The organism is Kitasatospora sp. NPDC059408 (assembly GCF_042751525.1).
GTDB lineage: Bacteria > Actinomycetota > Actinomycetes > Streptomycetales > Streptomycetaceae > Kitasatospora.
Genome location: NZ_JBHYWI010000023.1, coordinates 1 through 16,357, shown reverse-complemented (window position 1 = coordinate 16,357; position 16,357 = coordinate 1). Strand labels below are relative to the sequence as shown.

Here is a 16,357-nt window from a genome sequence, read left to right as displayed (position 1 = left end):
TTGAACCGGGAGACGATGATGGAACCCCTCAGCATCGAGTACGGCCGTCCGCACCAGGACGGCGCGGTCCTCGACCTCTTCACCACCTGGGCGCACCGCACGCCGGACGCGCCCGCCCTGATCGACGGCGACCACGCCTGGAGCTACGCCGAACTCGACCGCCTCGCCGACACCGTCGCCGACGCGCTGCGCGAGCGCGTGCGCCCGGGCGACCTGGTCGGCATCTGCCTCGACCACTCGGCCGCGCTGGTCGCCGTCACCCTCGCCACCGCCAAGCTCGGCGCCGTCCACCTGCCGCTCGGCCCGCGCCCCGGCGAACGCCGCCTCCAGGCCGTCGCCGAACAGCTGCGGCCGGCCTGCCTGATCGGCGACCCCGCCCTGCTCCCGACCGGCCGCCAGGCCGGCGACCAGCTCAAGCTCGCCCTGCCGACGGAGGGCGCCAACGCGGCCGCCACCGTCATCGCCGCCTTCGCGGACGGCTCCGACGGCGGCGCGGTCGAGATCCCCAAGGGCACCCACTACGCCGTCCTCACCTCCGGCTCCACCGGCACCCCCAAGGCCGTCGCGGTCGGCGAACCCGCCCTCGGCGCACTCCTGCACTGGTACCGGGACCTCACCGGCCTCGGCCCCGGCGAGCGGCACAGCCTGCTCATCGGCGTGGCCTTCGACCCGCACCTCCAGGAGCTGTGGGCCACCCTCACCTCCGGCGCCGCCCTCAGCGTCGCCCCCGACGCCGTCCGCTGGGACGCCGGCGCCCTCACCGACTGGTGGCGCGAGGCCGGCATCACCGTCACCGTGCTGCCCACCCCGCTCGCCGAGCCCGTCCTCGACCGGCCCTGGCCCGCCGGGCTCGCCCTGCGGCACCTGACGATCGGCGGCGACCGGCTGCGCCGCACCCCCGGCCCGGACGTCACCGCCACCGTCCACAACGCCTACGGCCCGGCCGAGGCCACCGTCGCCACCACCGTCCACACCATGGCGCCCGGCGGCGACCACGGCACCGACGCGCCGCCGATCGGCCTGCCGATCCCCGGCGCCGTCGTCCTCGTCACCGACGAGGACGGGCGGCCGGTGCCGCGCGGACAGGCCGGGGAGCTGCGCATCGGCGGCCGGGGCCTGGCCGCCGGCTACCTCGACCCCGAACTCACCGCCCGCCGCTTCGTCGGCGCGCCCGAGGCCGTCGAGGGCAGCGACCGGGTCTACCGCACCGGCGACCGCGTCCTGATGCGCGCCGACGGCGTGCTGGAATTCCTCGGCCGGCTCGACGACCAGGTCAAGGTCAGCGGCGTGCGGATCGAGCCCGCCGAGGTCGAGGCCGCGTTCGAGCGCGACGAGCGGGTGCGCCGCGCCGTCGTCGCCGCCGCACCGGCCGCGGCGGGCGGCTACCGGCTGCTCGCCTTCGTCCAGGCCGCCTCCACCGAACTTCCCGAGGCCGCCGGCCTGATCGAGGCCGTCCGGCCGTGGCTGCCCGAACAGGCCGTGCCCTCCCTCGTCCGGCTCGTCGACGCCTTCCCCCTGGACGCAAACGGCAAGGTCGACCGCGCCGCGCTGCTGGCCGCCGAATCCCTTGAGAACGGTGTGAGGGCCGAGGAAGGCGCCACCGACACCGAACGCACCGTCCTGCGGCTCTCCCGCGACCTCCTCGGCCGCGCCGACCTCGGACCGCACGACAACTTCCTGGAGGCCGGCGGCAACTCCCTCGCCGCCGCCCGCCTGCTGGCCGCGCTGGAGGACGAGTACGACGTACGGCTGCGCGCCGCCGCACTGCTGCGCCAGCCCGACCTGCGCGCCGTCGCCCGGCTCGTGGACGAACGGCGCACCGGCGCCGGCGCCACCGCCTGACCGCGTCCTCGAAGCCTTGACCCAGGGCGCCCCGGCCAGCCGCCGGGGCGCCCGGAAGGGAACCACGTCATGCCTGCTGCGGACACCGTCCCGGCCCTCATCGCCCGGCACGCCGCCGAGCGCCCGCACGCGCTCGCCGTGACCGACGGCACCACCGTCCTGACCTACCGCGAACTCGCCGACGCCGCCCGGAAGCTGGCCACCGTGCTGGGCGCCCGGGGGATCGGCCCCGGCCGCGCCGTCGGCCTGCTCTGCGCCCGCTCCACCCGCCTCGTCGTCGCCCAGCTCGCCGTCTGGCAGGCCGGCGGCCACGTCGTCCCGCTCGACCCCGCCTACCCGCGCCCGCGCATCGCCGACATGATCGCCGACGCCGGCGTCGAGCTCACCCTCGGCGACAAGGCCCTGCTCGCCGAGGCCGGCCTGTCCGACGACCGCACCCTCGTCCTCGGCGAGCGCGGCACCGACGAGGAGCCCGCCGCCCGGGCCCTGCCCACCACGGGCCCGGCCGCCACCGCCCTCGTGCTCTTCACCTCCGGCTCCACCGGCCGCCCCAAGGGCGTCCGGATCCCGCACGGCGGCATCGCCGACCTCGTCACCGCGCCCGACGGAATCCGGGTCGGGCCGCGCGACCGCGTCCTGTTCCACTCGGCCGTCACCTTCGACGCCTCCACCTTCGAGCTGTGGGCGCCGCTCGCGAACGGCGCCGCCGTCGCCGTCTCGCCCGCCGACCGGCCCACCTCCGAGGAACTCGCCGCTGACGTCGAGCGGTTCGGCGTCACCGTGCTCGTCCTCACCACCGCGCTCTTCCACCACCTCGCGGCCCGCCAGTCCCGGATCTTCGGCGTCGTGCGCACCCTCGCCGTCGGCGGCGAGGCGCTCTCGCCAGACCACTCCGCCGCCGTGCTGCGCGCGTTCCCGTGGCTGGAGCTCGTCAACGGCTACGGGCCCACCGAGGGCACCACCTTCACCACCCTGCACCGCGTCGACCCGGCCGACTGCGCCGGCCCGGTGCCCATCGGCCGCGCCACCGGCGGCGCCCGCGTGCTCGTCCTCGACGAGGACCTCGCCCCCGCGCCGAACGGCACCGTCGGCGAGCTGTGGATCGCCGGCGCCCGCGTCGCCGACGGCTACCTCGACCGGCCCGAGCTCACCGCCGAGCGCTTCCGCGAACTGCCCGGCGTCGGGCGCGCCTACCGCAGCGGCGACCTCGCGGCCCGCCGCCCGGACGGCGTCCTGGAGTTCCACGGCCGCGTCGACCACCAGGTCAAGGTGCGCGGCTTCCGGATCGAGCCGGAGGAGGTCGAGCACGCGCTGCTGCAGTTCCCCGAGGTCGCCGAGGCCGCTGTGGTCGTGCGCGGGGTCGGCCGGCCGGAGGCGGCGCTCACCGCGTGCGTCGTGCCCGCCGAGGGCACGCGGCCGCAGGCCGAGACCCTGCGCGCCCGGCTCGCCGAGCGGCTGCCGTCCCACCTGGTGCCCACCGCGTGGGCCGTCCTGGACGCCCTCCCGCTCACCGGCACCGGCAAGGTCGACCGCCGGGCGCTCGCCGAGTCCGCGCCCGCCGACGGCGGGACGGCGTCGGCCGCGGGGGAGGCCGCCACGGGGGCCGCCGTCACTGGGGAGGCCGTCGAGCTGACGCCGATCCAGCAGGTCGTCGCCGAGGCCTGGGAGCGCGCCCTCGGCCGCCGGGTGACCTCGCCGACCGCCGACTTCCTCGCCGAGGGCGGCCACTCGCTGCTCGCCATGTGGGTCGTCGACGACCTCAGCGGGGACATCGGCGTCGAGCTCTCGCTGGCCGCCTTCCTGGCCGACCCCACCGTCGCGGGCCAGGCCGAACTCCTCGAACGGGCCCTGCGCGACGCGGAAGCCGTCGCCGCGGCCGAAGCGGCCGCCGACGCCGCTGCCGGAGCGCAGGGGGCCGAACCGCAGGGGGCCGAAGCGCAGGGGGCCGACCGATGAACGCCGTCGACCAGGCCGACCTGCTGCGGCGCGCCCGCAGCCGCACCCGTCCCGCCGCCGCCCAGCCCGCCCCGGCGGTGGACCCCACCGGCCCCGCCCCGCTCTCGCACGCGCAGCAGCGGATGTGGCTGATGGACCACCTCGGCCAGGGCGGCGCCCTCTACAACGTCCCGCTCGCCACCCGCCTGCGCGGCCCGCTCGACCCCGCCGCGCTCGCCGCCGCCCTCACCGCGCTCACCGAACGGCACGCCGTCCTGCGCACGCACTACGGCAGCCGCGGCGACGAGCCCTACCAGGAGGCCCTCCCGGCCACCCCGGTGCCGCTCCCGGTCGTCGACGCCACCGACGCGGACGCCCCCGGACTGCTCGCCGCCGAGGCCGCCCGCCCGTTCGACCTCGCCACCGGGCCGGTCCTGCGCGCCCTGCTGCTCCGGCACGCACCCGAAGACCACACCTTCCTCCTCACCATCCACCACATCGCCGTCGACGGCGGCTCCCTGCCGATCGTCGGCGCCGAACTCGCCGCCCTCTACCAGGCCGCGCGCGATCAGCGTCCGGCCCAGCTCCCGCCGCCCGGACCGGCGTACGCCGACCACGCCCGCCGCGAACGCGCCCGCGACGCCGAGCTCACCACCGCCGCGGACAGCCGCGCCGCCCACCTGGCCGGCGCCCGCCCGCTGCCGCTCCTGCGGCCCGTCCCGCCCGGCGCACGCGAACGCCGCGCCGCCCTGCACAGCACCCCGCTCACCCCCGGCACCGTCGACGCGCTGCGCCGCCTCGGCGCCCGGCACGGCGCCACGCTGTTCGGCGTCGTCCTCGCGGCGGCCTTCGCCACGCTCCGCAACGCCTCCGGAGAGAGCGACCTCGTCCTCGGCTGCGCCAGCGGCCACCGCGCCGACCTGCGCACCACCGTCGGCCTGAGCGTCAACACCCTGGCGCTGCGGGCCGGCATCGCGGGGGACGCGGCTTTCACGGCGGTCCTCGGGCAGGTCAGGAGCGCGCTGCTCGACGCGCAGGAGCACCACGAGGTCCCGTTCGACCTGGTGCTCGAACGCCTCGGCGCCTCGGCCCGCGGCGCGGACGGCATCCCGCTGCTCTCCGTCAGCTGTGACGTCGTCCGCCCCTCCGAGCCGCTCGCGCTGCCCGGCCTCGCCGCCGAGAGCGTCGAACTCGACCTCGGGCTGGCCAAGTTCGGCCTCGCGCTGCTCGTCGAGGACGGCCCGCAGCCGCGCTGCCTGGTCCAGCACGACCGCGACGCCCTCGACGAGGAGACGGCCGGGCGCCTGCTGGCCGCGTTCGCCGAGCTGCTGGCGGCCGTCGCCGCGGACGGGGACCGCCGCGTCGACGAGCTCCCCGGCTCGCGCCTCACCGCGTCCGAACACCCGGCGCTCACCGTGCTGTTGGCCGATCCGCGGGTCGCCGAGGCGACGCTCGCCCGGTCGGCGGACGGGCCGCTGCTCGGCTACGCCGTCGTGCGCGGACCGGTCGCGCCCAGCGGTGCCGAGCTCAAGTCACTCCTGCGTCGGGCCGTACAGGCGGACGGACTCCCGTCCGCCGTCGTCCTGTTGGACCGGCTGCCCCGCCTGCCCGACGGCACGCCGGACCACGCCCGTCTGCCCGGCGCGGCCCGTCCCCCCGCACCAGGGGCCGACGAGTCCGGGCCGCTGGCCGCCGTTCGTACGGCCTTCGGTGAACTGCTGGGCACCGTCCCGCCCGCCGACGGCGACTTCTTCGCCCTCGGCGGCCACTCCCTCGTCGCCGTCCAGCTCGCCGAGCGCCTGCGCACCCGGACCGGCCTGCCGCTCACCGGCCTCGACATCCTGGAGCAGCGCACCCCGCGGGCCCTCGCCGGGCTCCTCGCCACCCGTGGCGACGAGCGCCGCGCCGCCCTCGCCCGCACCGGCGCCCCCGTCACACGGGCCCGCGCGGGCACGGTCCTGGTCACCGGCGCCACCGGCGGGGTCGGAGCGGCCGTGCTCCAGGAACTGATGGCCCAGGGCCGCCCGGTGCGAGCGCTGGTCCGGCCCGAGTCGGCCCACCTCCCGGCCCTCAACGGCGTCGAGGTGGCCGAGGGCGACCTCGCCGACCCCGACAGCCTCCGGCGGGCCGTCGAGGGCGCCGACTCCGTCATCCACGCCGCGTGCACCTTCACCGACCACGCGACCGACGTCGCCGCGATGCGCGCCCTCGTGGACGGCTGGCGCGGCGGACCGTTCGTCTTCGTCAGCAGCATCGACGCCTACGGCCGGCCCGCGGCCGTCGACGTCCCCGAGGGCGCCGAGCCCGGCCCCGGGCTCACCCCGTACGGGCAGGCCAAGCTCGACTGCGAGCGGATCCTCCTCGAATCCGGCCGGGGCCCGGCGAGCATCGTGCGCGCCCCGATCGTCTGGGGCCCGCACCAGCGGCTGCGCGACCAGCTCCGCTGGGGCTCCACCGGCGCCCTCTTCCAGGCCGCCCTGGCGGGCGAACCGATCACCCTGCCCGACGGCCCCGAGTGGGCCGGCGCCTGCTGGGTCCACTCGGCCGCCCTCGCCCGGGCGCTCGGCGCGTGCGTGGTGGAGCAGCCGCCCGCGGCCGGACGGATCGTCAACGCCGTCACGGGGCACCTCTCCTGGACGGACTTCACGGCCGAGCTCGTCCGCCTGCTGGGGTCCGCGAGCACGGTCACCCCGGGGCCGGACGCCGACCGGGAGCTCCGACGCCCCTGGCGCTACGGCGCTGAGACCCTCGCCGCCGTCCTGCGCCCCGGGCCGGGCGAGGACTGGCGCACCGTGCTGGCCGCCATGACCGGCTGAGGCGCGGCGCGTTCCACCGAGCACGAGGCCCCCGGGAGCACCGTCCCCGGGGGCCTCGCCCTTCCCGCTACTGCTCGACGTACCTCTTCAACACCTGCTGGTAGTCCGCGAATTCGGGCGAGGTGTGGAGCTTGTCGACGTTCTTGCCGAGGTAGACCATGCTCGGACAGGCGGCCTTCGCACTGCCCAGCAGCCGTTCGTTGCCGAGCTTCCGGCCCGTCCGGGCCTCGTAGACGGTGACGTTGTAGACGCCCCGGTAGAGCTTCAGTGAGTCCGTCGTGAACTTGCAGGTGGTCAGGAGGTCGCCCTCGTCCGGCTCGTCCAGGCACGCGAGCAGCTGCACGCGGTGCGGGTCGAGCTTGTTCGCGCTCCAGTAGTCCGGCGTCTCCAGGGACGGGTAGACGGGGTGGGACGAGCCGGACTCGCTGATGTCGAACATCGCCACCGGATGCGGGCCCGGGCCGGTGTGCTCGGCGGCCTGCGGGAAGTACTTGCGCGCCAACGAGCCCCCGCAGCCGGACTCGAAGTCCGACAGGCTCCGCAGCGCCTTGTCGCTCGCGTGCGGTTCGAAGACCACCCAGTAGCCGCCGTACCCGATCGCCCCCACCATCGCCAGCGCGACCACCCGCAGCGCCCACGTGCGGCGCTGCCGCTGCGCCGGGGTGACGGCCTTCCCGTCCAGGGGCCCGCGCCTCCTGCGGACGACCGCGTACACGAGGTAGCCGAACGGGGCGACCGCCACGGCGGCGAACAGCACGCCGACGAAGGGGTTGCCGCCCTGGAACCCGAACACGGAGAACAGGACCGCGAGTGCGATGAGCAGAACTATCAATCTGGCCATGGACATGCCTTCCAATCGAGAGCAGGCCGAGACTACCGGGCGCGGACGGCGGCGGGCGCGGCCGTGTCGCGGAACCGGGACACGGCTGATGCGCGGCTGTTTCACGGAAATTCCCGGTCCTGATTCTCCGAACGCCTCTTCCGTACGCATTCGGTGGCCATTTCCGACGGTTGCTCGAAAGCGGCTTGAGGAGGGGTGGAAATGCGTGGTTCGCCGTCGAGCCGGTGTGTTCCCATCGAGGTCGGGGACGGGCACCGGGTAGGTCAACAGGTAGGTGTGATCGCGGAGGTGATGGAGCGTCATGTCTGGAAACGAGAGCGTGGTGTGGTCGAGCGAGCAGGGCCTGGGCGGCCTCCCGGAGCACGTCCGGGGATTCGGCCTGATGCACGTGGCGATGCGGCGTGACGCGGCCCGCCTGTGCGCGGCGGCGCGGAGCGTACGGCCCGGCGGCGCGCGGGCGTTGGGGGAGTGGTTCGGCCGGCTGCGCGCGGTGATCGACTGGCACCACCACAGCGAGGACGAGATCCTCTGGCCCTACCTGCGCGGGCACGTGCCCGGCTTCGACGGGAGCGGCGCGCTGGAACAGGACCACGGCGCCCTGGACCGCTCGATGAGCCGGGTGGCGGGCGTTCTGACCACCGGGCGGATCGAAGAACTCCCGGAGGCTGCCCAGGAGTTCGCCGACCTCGTCCGCGACCACCTGCGGCACGAGGAGCGCGTCGTCTTCCCGGTGCTCGCCGCCCTGGGCGTCGCGGAGTACGGCCGGGTCGAGCGGCGGATCATCGGGAGCGCCCCCGCCCAGGTGATGACCTACCTGCAGCCGTGGATGTTCGACGGCGCGGACGCGGCCTCGGTGGCCGCCGTCGCGGCGACCATCCCGGCGCCGGTGCGGCTGCTGGGCCGCACCGTCCTGGAACGCCGCTACCGGCGCACCCTGGCCCCGGTCCTGTGACCGGTCACCGCACCATCCGCGTCCCGAAGGAGTACCGATGAGCACCAACCGAACCGCACCACCCTCCACCTTCCAGGCCGGCTACGGCGCCCCCGCCGCCCCCGTCGCGGCCCAGGGCAAGGCCGCCGGGCCCGTGCTGGTGGCGGCGACCATCGCGATGGGCCTGATGGCGGGCCTGTTCTTCGCCTTCGACGTCTCGGTGATGCCGGGCCTCGCGAAGGGCGACGACCGTACCTACGTGACGGCGATGCAGAACATCAACAAGGCGATCGAGAACGGGCTGTTCGGCCTGGTCTTCGTCGGGGCCTTCGCGGCGACGGGCGTCGCCGCCTACCTCCAGTACAAGGCCGGCCGGCGCACCGCGGCGTTCTGGGCGGCGGCTGCGACCGTCCTGTACGTGGCCGCGCTGATGGTCACGATGGGTGTCAACATCCCGCTCAACAACCAGCTGGCGGCCGCCGGCGACCCGGCGCACATCACGGACTTCCACGGCGTGCGGGAGAAGTTCGAGGGCACCTGGGTGGCCACGAACATGCTCCGGACACTGCTGTGCACGGCGGGCCTGGCGGCCCTGACCCGCGCGCTGTTCCTCCAGGGGCGCGGCTCGCGCTGAGCGGACCCGCCCGACGCGCGTGCCCGCCCGGACGGCTCCGGGCGGGCACGGCGCTCCCTCAGCGGTGAACGCGTAGTCGACGTCGGTGACCTCGGTGTCAAAGCGGCACTCGACTCCCTGGTCGAGGAGCCACGGGTAGAGTGGGCGGGCGGGTTCGGGCCGACCGGATAATGGTCGGGTGATCAACAAGCACCTGCGCGTGGTCCTGGCCGAGGACTCCGTCGTCCTGCGCGACGGCATGGTCGAACTGCTCGGTGCCCGCGGCTGCGACGTCGTCGCCACCGCCGGGACGGCACCCGAGCTGCTGGCCGCCGTCGCCGAGCACCGGCCGGACGTGGCCGTCGTCGACGTCCGGATGCCGCCCACCCACACCGACGAGGGCATTCGTGCCGCCGTCGAGATCCGCGCGACGGCGCCGGGGGTCGGCATCCTGGTCTTCTCCCAGCACGTCGAAGCGGCCTGGGCAGCCCGCCTGCTGGCGGACGGCTCGGCGGGCGTCGGGTACCTCCTGAAGGAACGCGTCGCCCGCACCTCGGAGTTCGTGGACGCGCTGCACCGGGTCGCCGAGGGCGGCACGGCGCTCGACCCGGAGGTCGTCACCCAGCTTCTTCGCGGCGGTCAGCGCAGCCGGGCGGACACCCTGACCCCGCGCGAGCGCGAGGTGCTGGAGCTGATGGCCCAGGGCCACTCGAACCGCTCCATCGCCGGACTCCTGACGGTGTCGGAGCGCGCCGTGGAGAAGCACGTCGCCGCGGTCTTCGCCAAGTTCGGCCTGCACGCGACGGAGGCCGACAACCGGCGAGTGAAGGCGGTCCTCACCTACCTGGCAGAGAGCGGGAGTTGACGGCCTTGACGGCTTTGACCGCCTTGTCGGCCGCACCGGCCCGGGGGACCCCGTCGACCGCGACGCAGATGCCGAACACGCGATCGTGCCCGGTCCAACCGTTGACGCGGCCCCGGTTGTTGCTGATCTGCACGCGCCGCTTCGCCGGATCGAGGGACGACACCAGATGCAGGTACACCGTCCCGGCGACGCGGGCGAGGACGATGTCCCCGCGCTCCAGTTTCGACGGGTCGACCGGGGTGACGGTCACCAGCTGGCGGCTGCGGATCAGCGGGACCATCGACGAGCCACTCGGCCGGAATTCCACGGTGGCCCCGCCGGCGACCCTGGCCGCCACCGCATCCAATGCACCCATCCGGTGATCGTGGCAGATCCGGCCGGGTCGGCCTACCGATTTTTGCCGTCGGACCTGCCGTCGGACCTGCCGGCGGGGCGACGATGGTTCCTGCAGGTTCGTTGGGAGGTTCGTCGGGTGGGTGAACTCGTAGGGGCGTTCAAAGGTGCGTCGGCAGCTCCGCGGTGATGACCGTCGGTCCGCCGGGCGGACTGTCGATGCGCAGGACGCCGTCCACCGCCGCGAGCCGCTCGGCCAGACCGGTCAGGCCGGTGCCACCGCCAGGTTCGGTGCCGAGTGCGGGTCCGGTGCCGCCGCTGGGTCCGGTGCCGAGTGCTGCCCCGCCCCGGCCGTCGTCACGGACGATGAGGCGGATCAGGCCGTCTGCGGCGTGCGCGGTGAGCTCGGCCGCCTGCGCGCCGCTGTGCTTGGCGACGTTGGTGAGCAACTCGGCGGCGCAGAAGTAGACGGCCCGCTCGACGGCCGGGTCCGGGCGCTCTCGCAGGTCGAGAATGACGTCGACCGGCACGGGCGAGGTGGCGGTGAGCCCCGGCAGCGCCTCCCCGAGGCCGCCGTCCAGGGCCACCGGGTGGATGCCCCGGGTGAGGCGGCGCAGCTCGGCGATGGTGTCGTCGGTCTGGCCGCGGGCGCGGTCGACGAGGGTGCGCAGCCGTTCGGCGTCCGGCGGCGCTCCGGTGAGGGTGTCGTCGGCCAGGGAGAGCGTGATGGCGAGGGCGACCAGCCGGGCCTGCGTGCCGTCGTGCAGGTCGCGCTCCAGGCGGCGGAGCTGGTCGGTGTTCTCCGCGAGCAGGACGGCCCGGGCGCTCTCCAGCTCCCGGACGCGCTGCTGGGCGCGGGCCGGGCCCAGCAGCAGCCGGGCGAGCCACCGGTTCAGCTCGCCCGTCGCCCGGACGGCGGCGGGCACGGTGGTGACGAGGGCCAGGCCGGCCAGCGGCGCGGTGTCCAGCCAGTCGACCGGGTGCGGTCCATCGAGGAGACGCACCCAGAGCGGGAAGCCGATCAGCCAGCCGCACGTGAGGGGAAGCCCCACGGCGGCGGCGAACCCGAGCGCGCCGACCGGGAGCCGCAGGACGAGGTAGAGCAGCGTCCGCCACGCGACGGGATCGGTCAGCACGACCCGGCCGCGGGCGAACACGCCCTTGGGCCGCGGCAGCGGGTCCGGCCGCTCGACGTACGCGACCAGCAGCCGGCCGACCAGCCACCGGTGCAGTGTGCCGATCCCGCGCGCGCCGAGCAGCGCGGCGACGACGAACGGCAGGCCGAGCACGGTGAGCGACAGCAGCGCCCCCGCGTAGAGGACGGCGACCGCGTACAGGCTGCCGAGCAGCGCGAGCGGCAGGCCAAGGACGGCGAATGCCCACTCGCCCGTGCGTACGGAGAGGTACGGCCGCCGCTCCCTCGATGCGGTCTCAGTCACGCCCGCCGCCGGCCAGCTCCGTCGCCGGACCCGCGATCGCCCGCAGGCCCGTCACCAGGATCCCCGGAACGGTGAGCGCCACCGCGCCCGCCACGATCCACCCGCACGCGCCCACCGGGACGGACGGCACCGCCGAACCCGTCACCGCCCGGCTGAACGCCGCCGACGCCGCCCCCGCGACCGCCGCGCCCAGTAGCACGCCCAGCGCCGCCGTCAGCACCGCCTCCGCGCCGAGCATGCGCATCAGCAGCCCACGCGTCGCGCCGACCAGCCTCAGCAGCGCGAACTCGCGGCGCCGCTCGGCGGTCACAGCGACCAGGGTGTTCAGGGTGGAGACGGTCGCGAAGCAGATCAGCAGCCCCAACTCGGCCTGGCGCAGCCAGACGTCCGTCGCGGAGGTGACGCTGCCCGCGCTCGCCCGTGCGGCGTGCCCGGCGGTACTTGTCATGATCGACATGGTGCCCGAAAGCCCGACCAGCAGGGCGACCGGCACCACGGCGGACGACAACCGCCGCGCGTACCCCCGCATGTTCGCGTCGGCGAGCCACCCCGCACCGGGGACGAGCACCCGTATCGGTGCGCCCAGGACGGCCACCAACACGCGCGTTATGAGCGGCCCCAGCAGCGCCGCCGCGACCAGCAGCACGAGCGAACCGAGCAGCGCCGCCTGAGCGGCCTTGTCCAGATCCTGCGTGGACCTGGTCGCGGCCAGCCGCAGCAGGAGCCCGCCACCCACCAGCGCACCGGCCCCGGCGAGCAGCCGCAGCACACCCGTCCGCCCCTGCTCGGTCGAGCTCGCGGTCAGCGCGGCCGCCGGCGCGATCCGCGAGATCCGCCGCGCGGCCACCGCCGACGCCACCAGGCCGACGACCAGTGCGGCGGCGACCGCGACCAGTATCGGCACCGGACTGCCCGGCACCCGCACACCCGGCGCCGCCATCCCGCGCCGCTGCAATGCGGCCAGGAACCAGCGGGCCGACACCGACCCCAGGGCCCAGGCCGGCACCGCCACCAGCAGCGTCGTCGCGAGCACCTGGCCGCGCACCAGCCGCCGCGCCTGCCGGGGCGTGGCCGCTATCGTCCGCAGCAGCGCCAGCTCGCGGTGCTGCTGCCGGAGGGCGAAGCCCAGCGCGTTCACCACGACGAAGAACGACACCAGCACGGCGATCTCACCGAACGCACCGGCGATCACCAGCACCCCCGGCCCGGCGACGGCCTTCCGGGCAGCCGCCGGAGCGGCGGCCTGGGCGGCGATCAGCGAACCGAAGAGCGTCACGGCGGCGATGGCGAGGAGCAGCGCGACCGCCAGACCGACGAAGGCGGCCGGCCGTCGGCGCAGCTGCCCGAGCGCGATCGAGACCACGGCCCTCACCCGCCCAGCCGGCTCAGCCGCTCGCCGACCTGGGCGGCCGTTGGCCGCTCCAGCTCGTCGACCACCACGCCGTCGGCCAGCAGCACCACCCGGTCCGCGTACCCGGCCGCGACCGGATCGTGCGTCACCATCACGCACGTCTGCCCGTCCTCGTCCACCCCGGCCCGGAGCAGGGCCAGGACCTCGTGCCCCGTGGCCCGGTCCAGCGCCCCCGTCGGCTCGTCCGCGAACAGCACCTCCGGCCGGCTCACGAGCGCCCGGGCGATTGCCACCCGCTGCTGCTGCCCACCCGACAGCTGCCCCGACCGGTGCCGCTCCCGCCCCGCCAGCCCCACCCGCGCTATCGCCTCCAACACCAGACCCCGGTCCGGCCGTTCACCACCCAGCCGAGCCGGCAGCTCGACGTTCTGCGCGACCGTCATCGCCGGCATCAGGTTGAACGCCTGGAACACGAACCCCACCCGGCTGCGCCGCACCTGCGCCAACCGCCGCTCCGGCAGTCGCGACACCTCCGTCCCGCCCCACCAGACCGAACCCCGGGAGGGCCGGTCCATGCCCGCCAGACAGTGCAACAAGGTGGTCTTCCCGGACCCGGACGGCCCCATCACCGCCGTGAACGTCCCGGGCGCGAAGCCCAAGGACACCCCGCGCAACGCCCGCACGGCACCCGAGCCGCGACCGTACTCCCGGTACAGCCCCTCGGCCCGCGCGGCGAGGACCGCCGTCCCCGGATCCATCGTCATCTCAGCCATGCCTCAATCCTGGGCGGGCGGAGCGCCGAAAACGATCGTGCTGGCACCCGAATCCGGGGTTCGGAAAACCGAACCTCCAGGTGGGGAGGTAGGTACCGGTTGCAGGTCGTCCACCGGGAGGGCCCTGACGGCTGAGGCGCCCTGCCAACTCGGGCGTCCTGACGGCTCAGGAATCCTGACGGCTCAGGAATCCTGGACGAGCATCCTGCCCCGGGCACCGTCCTCGGACACGAAGGCGAACAACCTCGGCGCCGCGCCCAGGTTGAGCCGGAACGGCACCCAGTTCGAGTCCAGCTGCAGCAGCAGTCGCCAGGGGCCGCCGTCCGGCCACTCGTCCCCCTGGAAGAACAGTGGCGTCCCGCCGATCTTGGCGCCGTCGATCCGCTCGACGTAGCGGTCGCGGTCGGCGGTCGGAAGGGTTTCGAGTTCCTCATCCGTCATGGCAGCGGGCTCGGTGACGGGCCGCAGATCGACGGTGAACTCCACGGCCGACCCGTCGTCGCCGTACAGGCCGGGGCCGGTCTCCAGTGGCAGGGTCGTCAGCGGGAGCACCGGGCCGGCAAGGCCGCCAGCCGACTGCACGATCACCGCGTTCTCGCCGCCGTCGGGGTCGATGACGTCGGGATCGAAGAAGTCCTCCTCGTGATCGGCGTGGGTCACGAAGAGGTAGGCCACCTTCCCGTCCCCGGCGGCTCCGAGCACCGGGCCCAACTCGACCTGGCCGACGAACCGCATCGGCCGGTCCCATGCCGTGCTGACCGGCCACTGCGGGCCGGTCAGCCACACCGGTTGGCCGCCGAACTTGGTCGTCGGCGTGGAGACCGGACGGTCGGCCGCGGAATAGCCCTCGATGCGCAGCGATGTTCCCATGACCGGCATCATGCCAAGCGAGGATTCCACTCCTGGAGCAGGAGCCCGGCCTCCGTACGCGCCGCCTCGTCGGGTTCAGCGTCCGAGGCGAGCTCCGTCGCGAGGCCTTCGAAGTACTCCTGGTCCTCGTCCGACCGCAAGCAGACGTTGAGGATCGCGTCGCCGAGGTGGTCGGTGGTGTCGACGTCGGCCCCGGCGAAGGCCGCGAGGACCAGTCGCAGGCCCAGGAGATCGCGCCGCCTGAGCAGCGCCTCCGCCGTCCCCTGCGTGACGGCCGTGTCCTGGCCGTCCTGCAGGAGGCGGCGGAGGACCGCCGCGACTTCGGGTACGTCCGCGTGGGCGGCGAGCTGCCGGCCGGCGTTCGCCCGGTCCGACCAGGACGGCGAGTTGGAGGCGCGCAGCGCCGCGTTCAGCATGGGGCCATCCTGGCACGGGCTCACGGGAGGGCGATCGTGGTGATCAGGATGCCGCCGGTGTGGTGCCAGTGGCCGGTGAGGGTTTGTCCATCCCGGTGGGTGGTGAAGGTCCCGTCAGGGCACACCGTCACGGGCATCTCGACGAGCGGGGCCCACTGCCGGGTCAGCGGGTACCAGGCCTTGTAGACGGCCTCCTTGGCACTGAACAGCAGCCGGTCCCAGGGGACGAGGCCCGGAGGCAACTGCGCCAGACCGGCTCGCTCGGCGGCGGAGGCGGTGAGCCCCAGGATGCCTACCGGCAGCGGCCGAGCCGGCTCGGCGTCGATGCCGAGCGAGGCGAGCCGCCCGGCCGGCGCGACGGCACACGCGGTGTACCCGTCGCAGTGCGTGATGCTGCCGACCACGCCGTCCGGCCACACCGGTGCACCCCCGGCCCCGGGCAGCAACGGCGCCGGTGCGAAGCCGAGTTGCCCGAGCGCCCGCCGCGCGAGCGTACGGGCGACGGTGAACTGCCGCGTGCGCCGCTCCGGCCGCCCCGCGACGTGCGCGGCCTCGGCCGGGAGGAGCGGCGCCCGCGGCCCGTCCCCGAACGCCTCCGCCCACCGGACGGGGCCACGCGCGGCGCCGCGCATCGGCAGGGCGGGCGGCGCCGCGGCGGTGATCACGCGCTCGTGCCCTTGGTGTCGTCCTGGTGGGTGTCGAGGTGGGTGTCGAGGTGGGCGCGGAGCTGGGTGAGGGCGCGCTGGGTCTGCTGGGAGTGCTTGAAGCCGAGGTGGGCGACCTTGTCGAGGAGGGCGGGCCAGCCGTGGGGGGTGCTGGTGAAGGTGATGGTCAGCCGGGTGCGGGCGCCGTCGTCGACGGGGGTGAGGGTGTAGGAGAAGTCGCCGGTGAAGTGGCCGGAGAGAGTGGTGGTGAGCTGGCGCTCGGCGTCGACGTGGGTGGTGGTGGCGGTGAAGCGCAACTTCGGCCCGGGCTTGCCGACACCGTTGGGGTGGACGGTGATCCGGGAGGTGCCGCCCTTGTGCTGGGGGGCGGTGGGGCCGGGCTGGAAGGTGTTGTGGGGGGTCCACCAGTTGGCGGCGCCGTTGAGCTCGGCGACGAGGGCGTGCCAGACGCGGTCGGTGGGGTGGTTGAGGATGGTCTCGTCGATGACGTCGATGGTGTGCACGGCAGTTGACCTCGCCTTCGGTTTTGTGTGTGTGGGTTAGTTGTGGGTGGTGTGGGTGGTGTTTTGGGTGGTGGTGGTTTGGTAGTTGGTGTGGTCGAAGTGGTTGGTTTGTTTGTGGTAGGTGTGGGTGTAGGTGGGCCAGATGGTGGGGTTGTTGCCGTGGG

15 protein-coding genes are annotated in these 16,357 nt (G+C 74.8%); 6 read left to right on the top strand and 9 right to left on the bottom strand.

Annotation, left to right across the window (positions count from 1 at the left end):
* The first annotated feature begins 15 nt into the window (after window positions 1–15).
* The 3 genes from ACFXDE_RS17375 to ACFXDE_RS17365 all read left to right on the top strand — a co-directional run bounded on the left by ACFXDE_RS17375 (window position 16) and on the right by ACFXDE_RS17365 (window position 6,593).
* Window positions 16–1,842, top strand: coding sequence for an amino acid adenylation domain-containing protein (locus ACFXDE_RS17375; RefSeq protein ID WP_380495068.1), 1,827 nt, complete (start codon window positions 16–18; stop codon window positions 1,840–1,842).
* A gap of 69 nt (window positions 1,843–1,911) precedes the next feature.
* Entirely contained in the window at window positions 1,912–3,798 is a 1,887-nt protein-coding gene (locus tag ACFXDE_RS17370) for a non-ribosomal peptide synthetase (protein ID WP_380495066.1), read from the top strand.
* On the top strand, window positions 3,795–6,593 hold the full coding sequence (locus ACFXDE_RS17365) for a condensation domain-containing protein (protein ID WP_380495064.1): 2,799 nt from the start codon (window positions 3,795–3,797) through the stop codon (window positions 6,591–6,593). Before ACFXDE_RS17370 ends, ACFXDE_RS17365 begins: the two co-directional genes overlap by 4 nt.
* 67 nt (window positions 6,594–6,660) lie before the next feature.
* Here the strand turns inward: ACFXDE_RS17365 and ACFXDE_RS17360 are convergent, their stop codons facing one another.
* A complete protein-coding gene (locus ACFXDE_RS17360) occupies window positions 6,661–7,434 on the bottom strand; it encodes a hypothetical protein (RefSeq protein ID WP_380495062.1) in 774 nt (257 codons plus the stop codon).
* Window positions 7,435–7,735: 301 nt separating this feature from the next.
* On the opposite strand from ACFXDE_RS17360, the gene ACFXDE_RS17355 reads away from it, so the two are divergent.
* The 3 genes from ACFXDE_RS17355 (at window position 7,736) to ACFXDE_RS17345 (ending at window position 9,843) form a co-directional block, all read left to right on the top strand.
* On the top strand, window positions 7,736–8,386 hold the full coding sequence (locus ACFXDE_RS17355) for a hemerythrin domain-containing protein (RefSeq protein ID WP_380495060.1): 651 nt from the start codon (window positions 7,736–7,738) through the stop codon (window positions 8,384–8,386).
* A 37-nt stretch (window positions 8,387–8,423) separates the two neighbouring features.
* Entirely contained in the window at window positions 8,424–8,999 is a 576-nt protein-coding gene (locus ACFXDE_RS17350; RefSeq protein ID WP_380495058.1) for a DUF1772 domain-containing protein, read from the top strand.
* Window positions 9,000–9,177: 178 nt separating this feature from the next.
* On the top strand, window positions 9,178–9,843 hold the full coding sequence (locus ACFXDE_RS17345; protein WP_380495056.1) for a LuxR C-terminal-related transcriptional regulator: 666 nt from the start codon (window positions 9,178–9,180) through the stop codon (window positions 9,841–9,843).
* Here ACFXDE_RS17345 and ACFXDE_RS17340 read toward each other — a convergent pair.
* From ACFXDE_RS17340 to ACFXDE_RS17305, 8 genes are all read right to left on the bottom strand, one after another.
* Window positions 9,815–10,198, bottom strand: coding sequence for a S24/S26 family peptidase (locus tag ACFXDE_RS17340; protein ID WP_380495054.1), 384 nt, complete (start codon window positions 10,196–10,198; stop codon window positions 9,815–9,817). The two genes, ACFXDE_RS17345 and ACFXDE_RS17340, sit on opposite strands and share 29 nt — an antisense overlap.
* A gap of 139 nt (window positions 10,199–10,337) precedes the next feature.
* Window positions 10,338–11,615 (bottom strand): sensor histidine kinase, encoded by a 1,278-nt coding sequence (locus ACFXDE_RS17335; protein ID WP_380495052.1) that lies wholly within the window; start codon window positions 11,613–11,615, stop codon window positions 10,338–10,340.
* Window positions 11,608–12,978 carry an FtsX-like permease family protein gene (locus ACFXDE_RS17330; RefSeq protein WP_380495049.1) on the bottom strand — a complete coding sequence of 457 codons (1,371 nt, stop codon included), beginning with the start codon at window positions 12,976–12,978 and terminating at the stop codon, window positions 11,608–11,610. Before ACFXDE_RS17330 ends, ACFXDE_RS17335 begins: the two co-directional genes overlap by 8 nt.
* Before the next feature lie 5 nt (window positions 12,979–12,983).
* Complete coding sequence (locus ACFXDE_RS17325; protein WP_380495047.1) at window positions 12,984–13,739, bottom strand: ABC transporter ATP-binding protein; 756 nt, start codon at window positions 13,737–13,739, stop codon at window positions 12,984–12,986.
* A gap of 183 nt (window positions 13,740–13,922) precedes the next feature.
* A complete protein-coding gene (locus ACFXDE_RS17320) occupies window positions 13,923–14,609 on the bottom strand; it encodes a DUF1963 domain-containing protein (protein ID WP_380495045.1) in 687 nt (228 codons plus the stop codon).
* Window positions 14,610–14,617: 8 nt separating this feature from the next.
* Window positions 14,618–15,025 carry a hypothetical protein gene (locus ACFXDE_RS17315; protein WP_380495043.1) on the bottom strand — a complete coding sequence of 136 codons (408 nt, stop codon included), beginning with the start codon at window positions 15,023–15,025 and terminating at the stop codon, window positions 14,618–14,620.
* 20 nt (window positions 15,026–15,045) lie between these two features.
* Window positions 15,046–15,690, bottom strand: coding sequence for a 4'-phosphopantetheinyl transferase (locus ACFXDE_RS17310; protein ID WP_380495041.1), 645 nt, complete (start codon window positions 15,688–15,690; stop codon window positions 15,046–15,048).
* Complete coding sequence (locus tag ACFXDE_RS17305; protein ID WP_380495039.1) at window positions 15,687–16,193, bottom strand: SRPBCC domain-containing protein; 507 nt, start codon at window positions 16,191–16,193, stop codon at window positions 15,687–15,689. The genes ACFXDE_RS17310 and ACFXDE_RS17305 overlap by 4 nt, the downstream gene beginning before the upstream one ends.
* Between the last annotated feature and the right edge of the window lie 164 nt (window positions 16,194–16,357).

What these genes read in the sequence shown, in the direction of transcription:
- ACFXDE_RS17375 (WP_380495068.1), top strand. Translation starts at nt 16, where the DNA reads ATGATGGAACCCCTCAGCATCGAGTACGGCCGTCCGCACCAGGACGGC.
- ACFXDE_RS17370 (WP_380495066.1), top strand. Translation starts at nt 1,912, where the DNA reads ATGCCTGCTGCGGACACCGTCCCGGCCCTCATCGCCCGGCACGCCGCC.
- ACFXDE_RS17365 (WP_380495064.1), top strand. Translation starts at nt 3,795, where the DNA reads ATGAACGCCGTCGACCAGGCCGACCTGCTGCGGCGCGCCCGCAGCCGC.
- ACFXDE_RS17360 (WP_380495062.1), bottom strand. Translation starts at nt 7,434, where the DNA reads ATGGCCAGATTGATAGTTCTGCTCATCGCACTCGCGGTCCTGTTCTCC.
- ACFXDE_RS17355 (WP_380495060.1), top strand. Translation starts at nt 7,736, where the DNA reads ATGTCTGGAAACGAGAGCGTGGTGTGGTCGAGCGAGCAGGGCCTGGGC.
- ACFXDE_RS17350 (WP_380495058.1), top strand. Translation starts at nt 8,424, where the DNA reads ATGAGCACCAACCGAACCGCACCACCCTCCACCTTCCAGGCCGGCTAC.
- ACFXDE_RS17340 (WP_380495054.1), bottom strand. Translation starts at nt 10,198, where the DNA reads ATGGGTGCATTGGATGCGGTGGCGGCCAGGGTCGCCGGCGGGGCCACC.
- ACFXDE_RS17325 (WP_380495047.1), bottom strand. Translation starts at nt 13,739, where the DNA reads ATGGCTGAGATGACGATGGATCCGGGGACGGCGGTCCTCGCCGCGCGG.
- ACFXDE_RS17320 (WP_380495045.1), bottom strand. Translation starts at nt 14,609, where the DNA reads ATGGGAACATCGCTGCGCATCGAGGGCTATTCCGCGGCCGACCGTCCG.
- ACFXDE_RS17315 (WP_380495043.1), bottom strand. Translation starts at nt 15,025, where the DNA reads ATGCTGAACGCGGCGCTGCGCGCCTCCAACTCGCCGTCCTGGTCGGAC.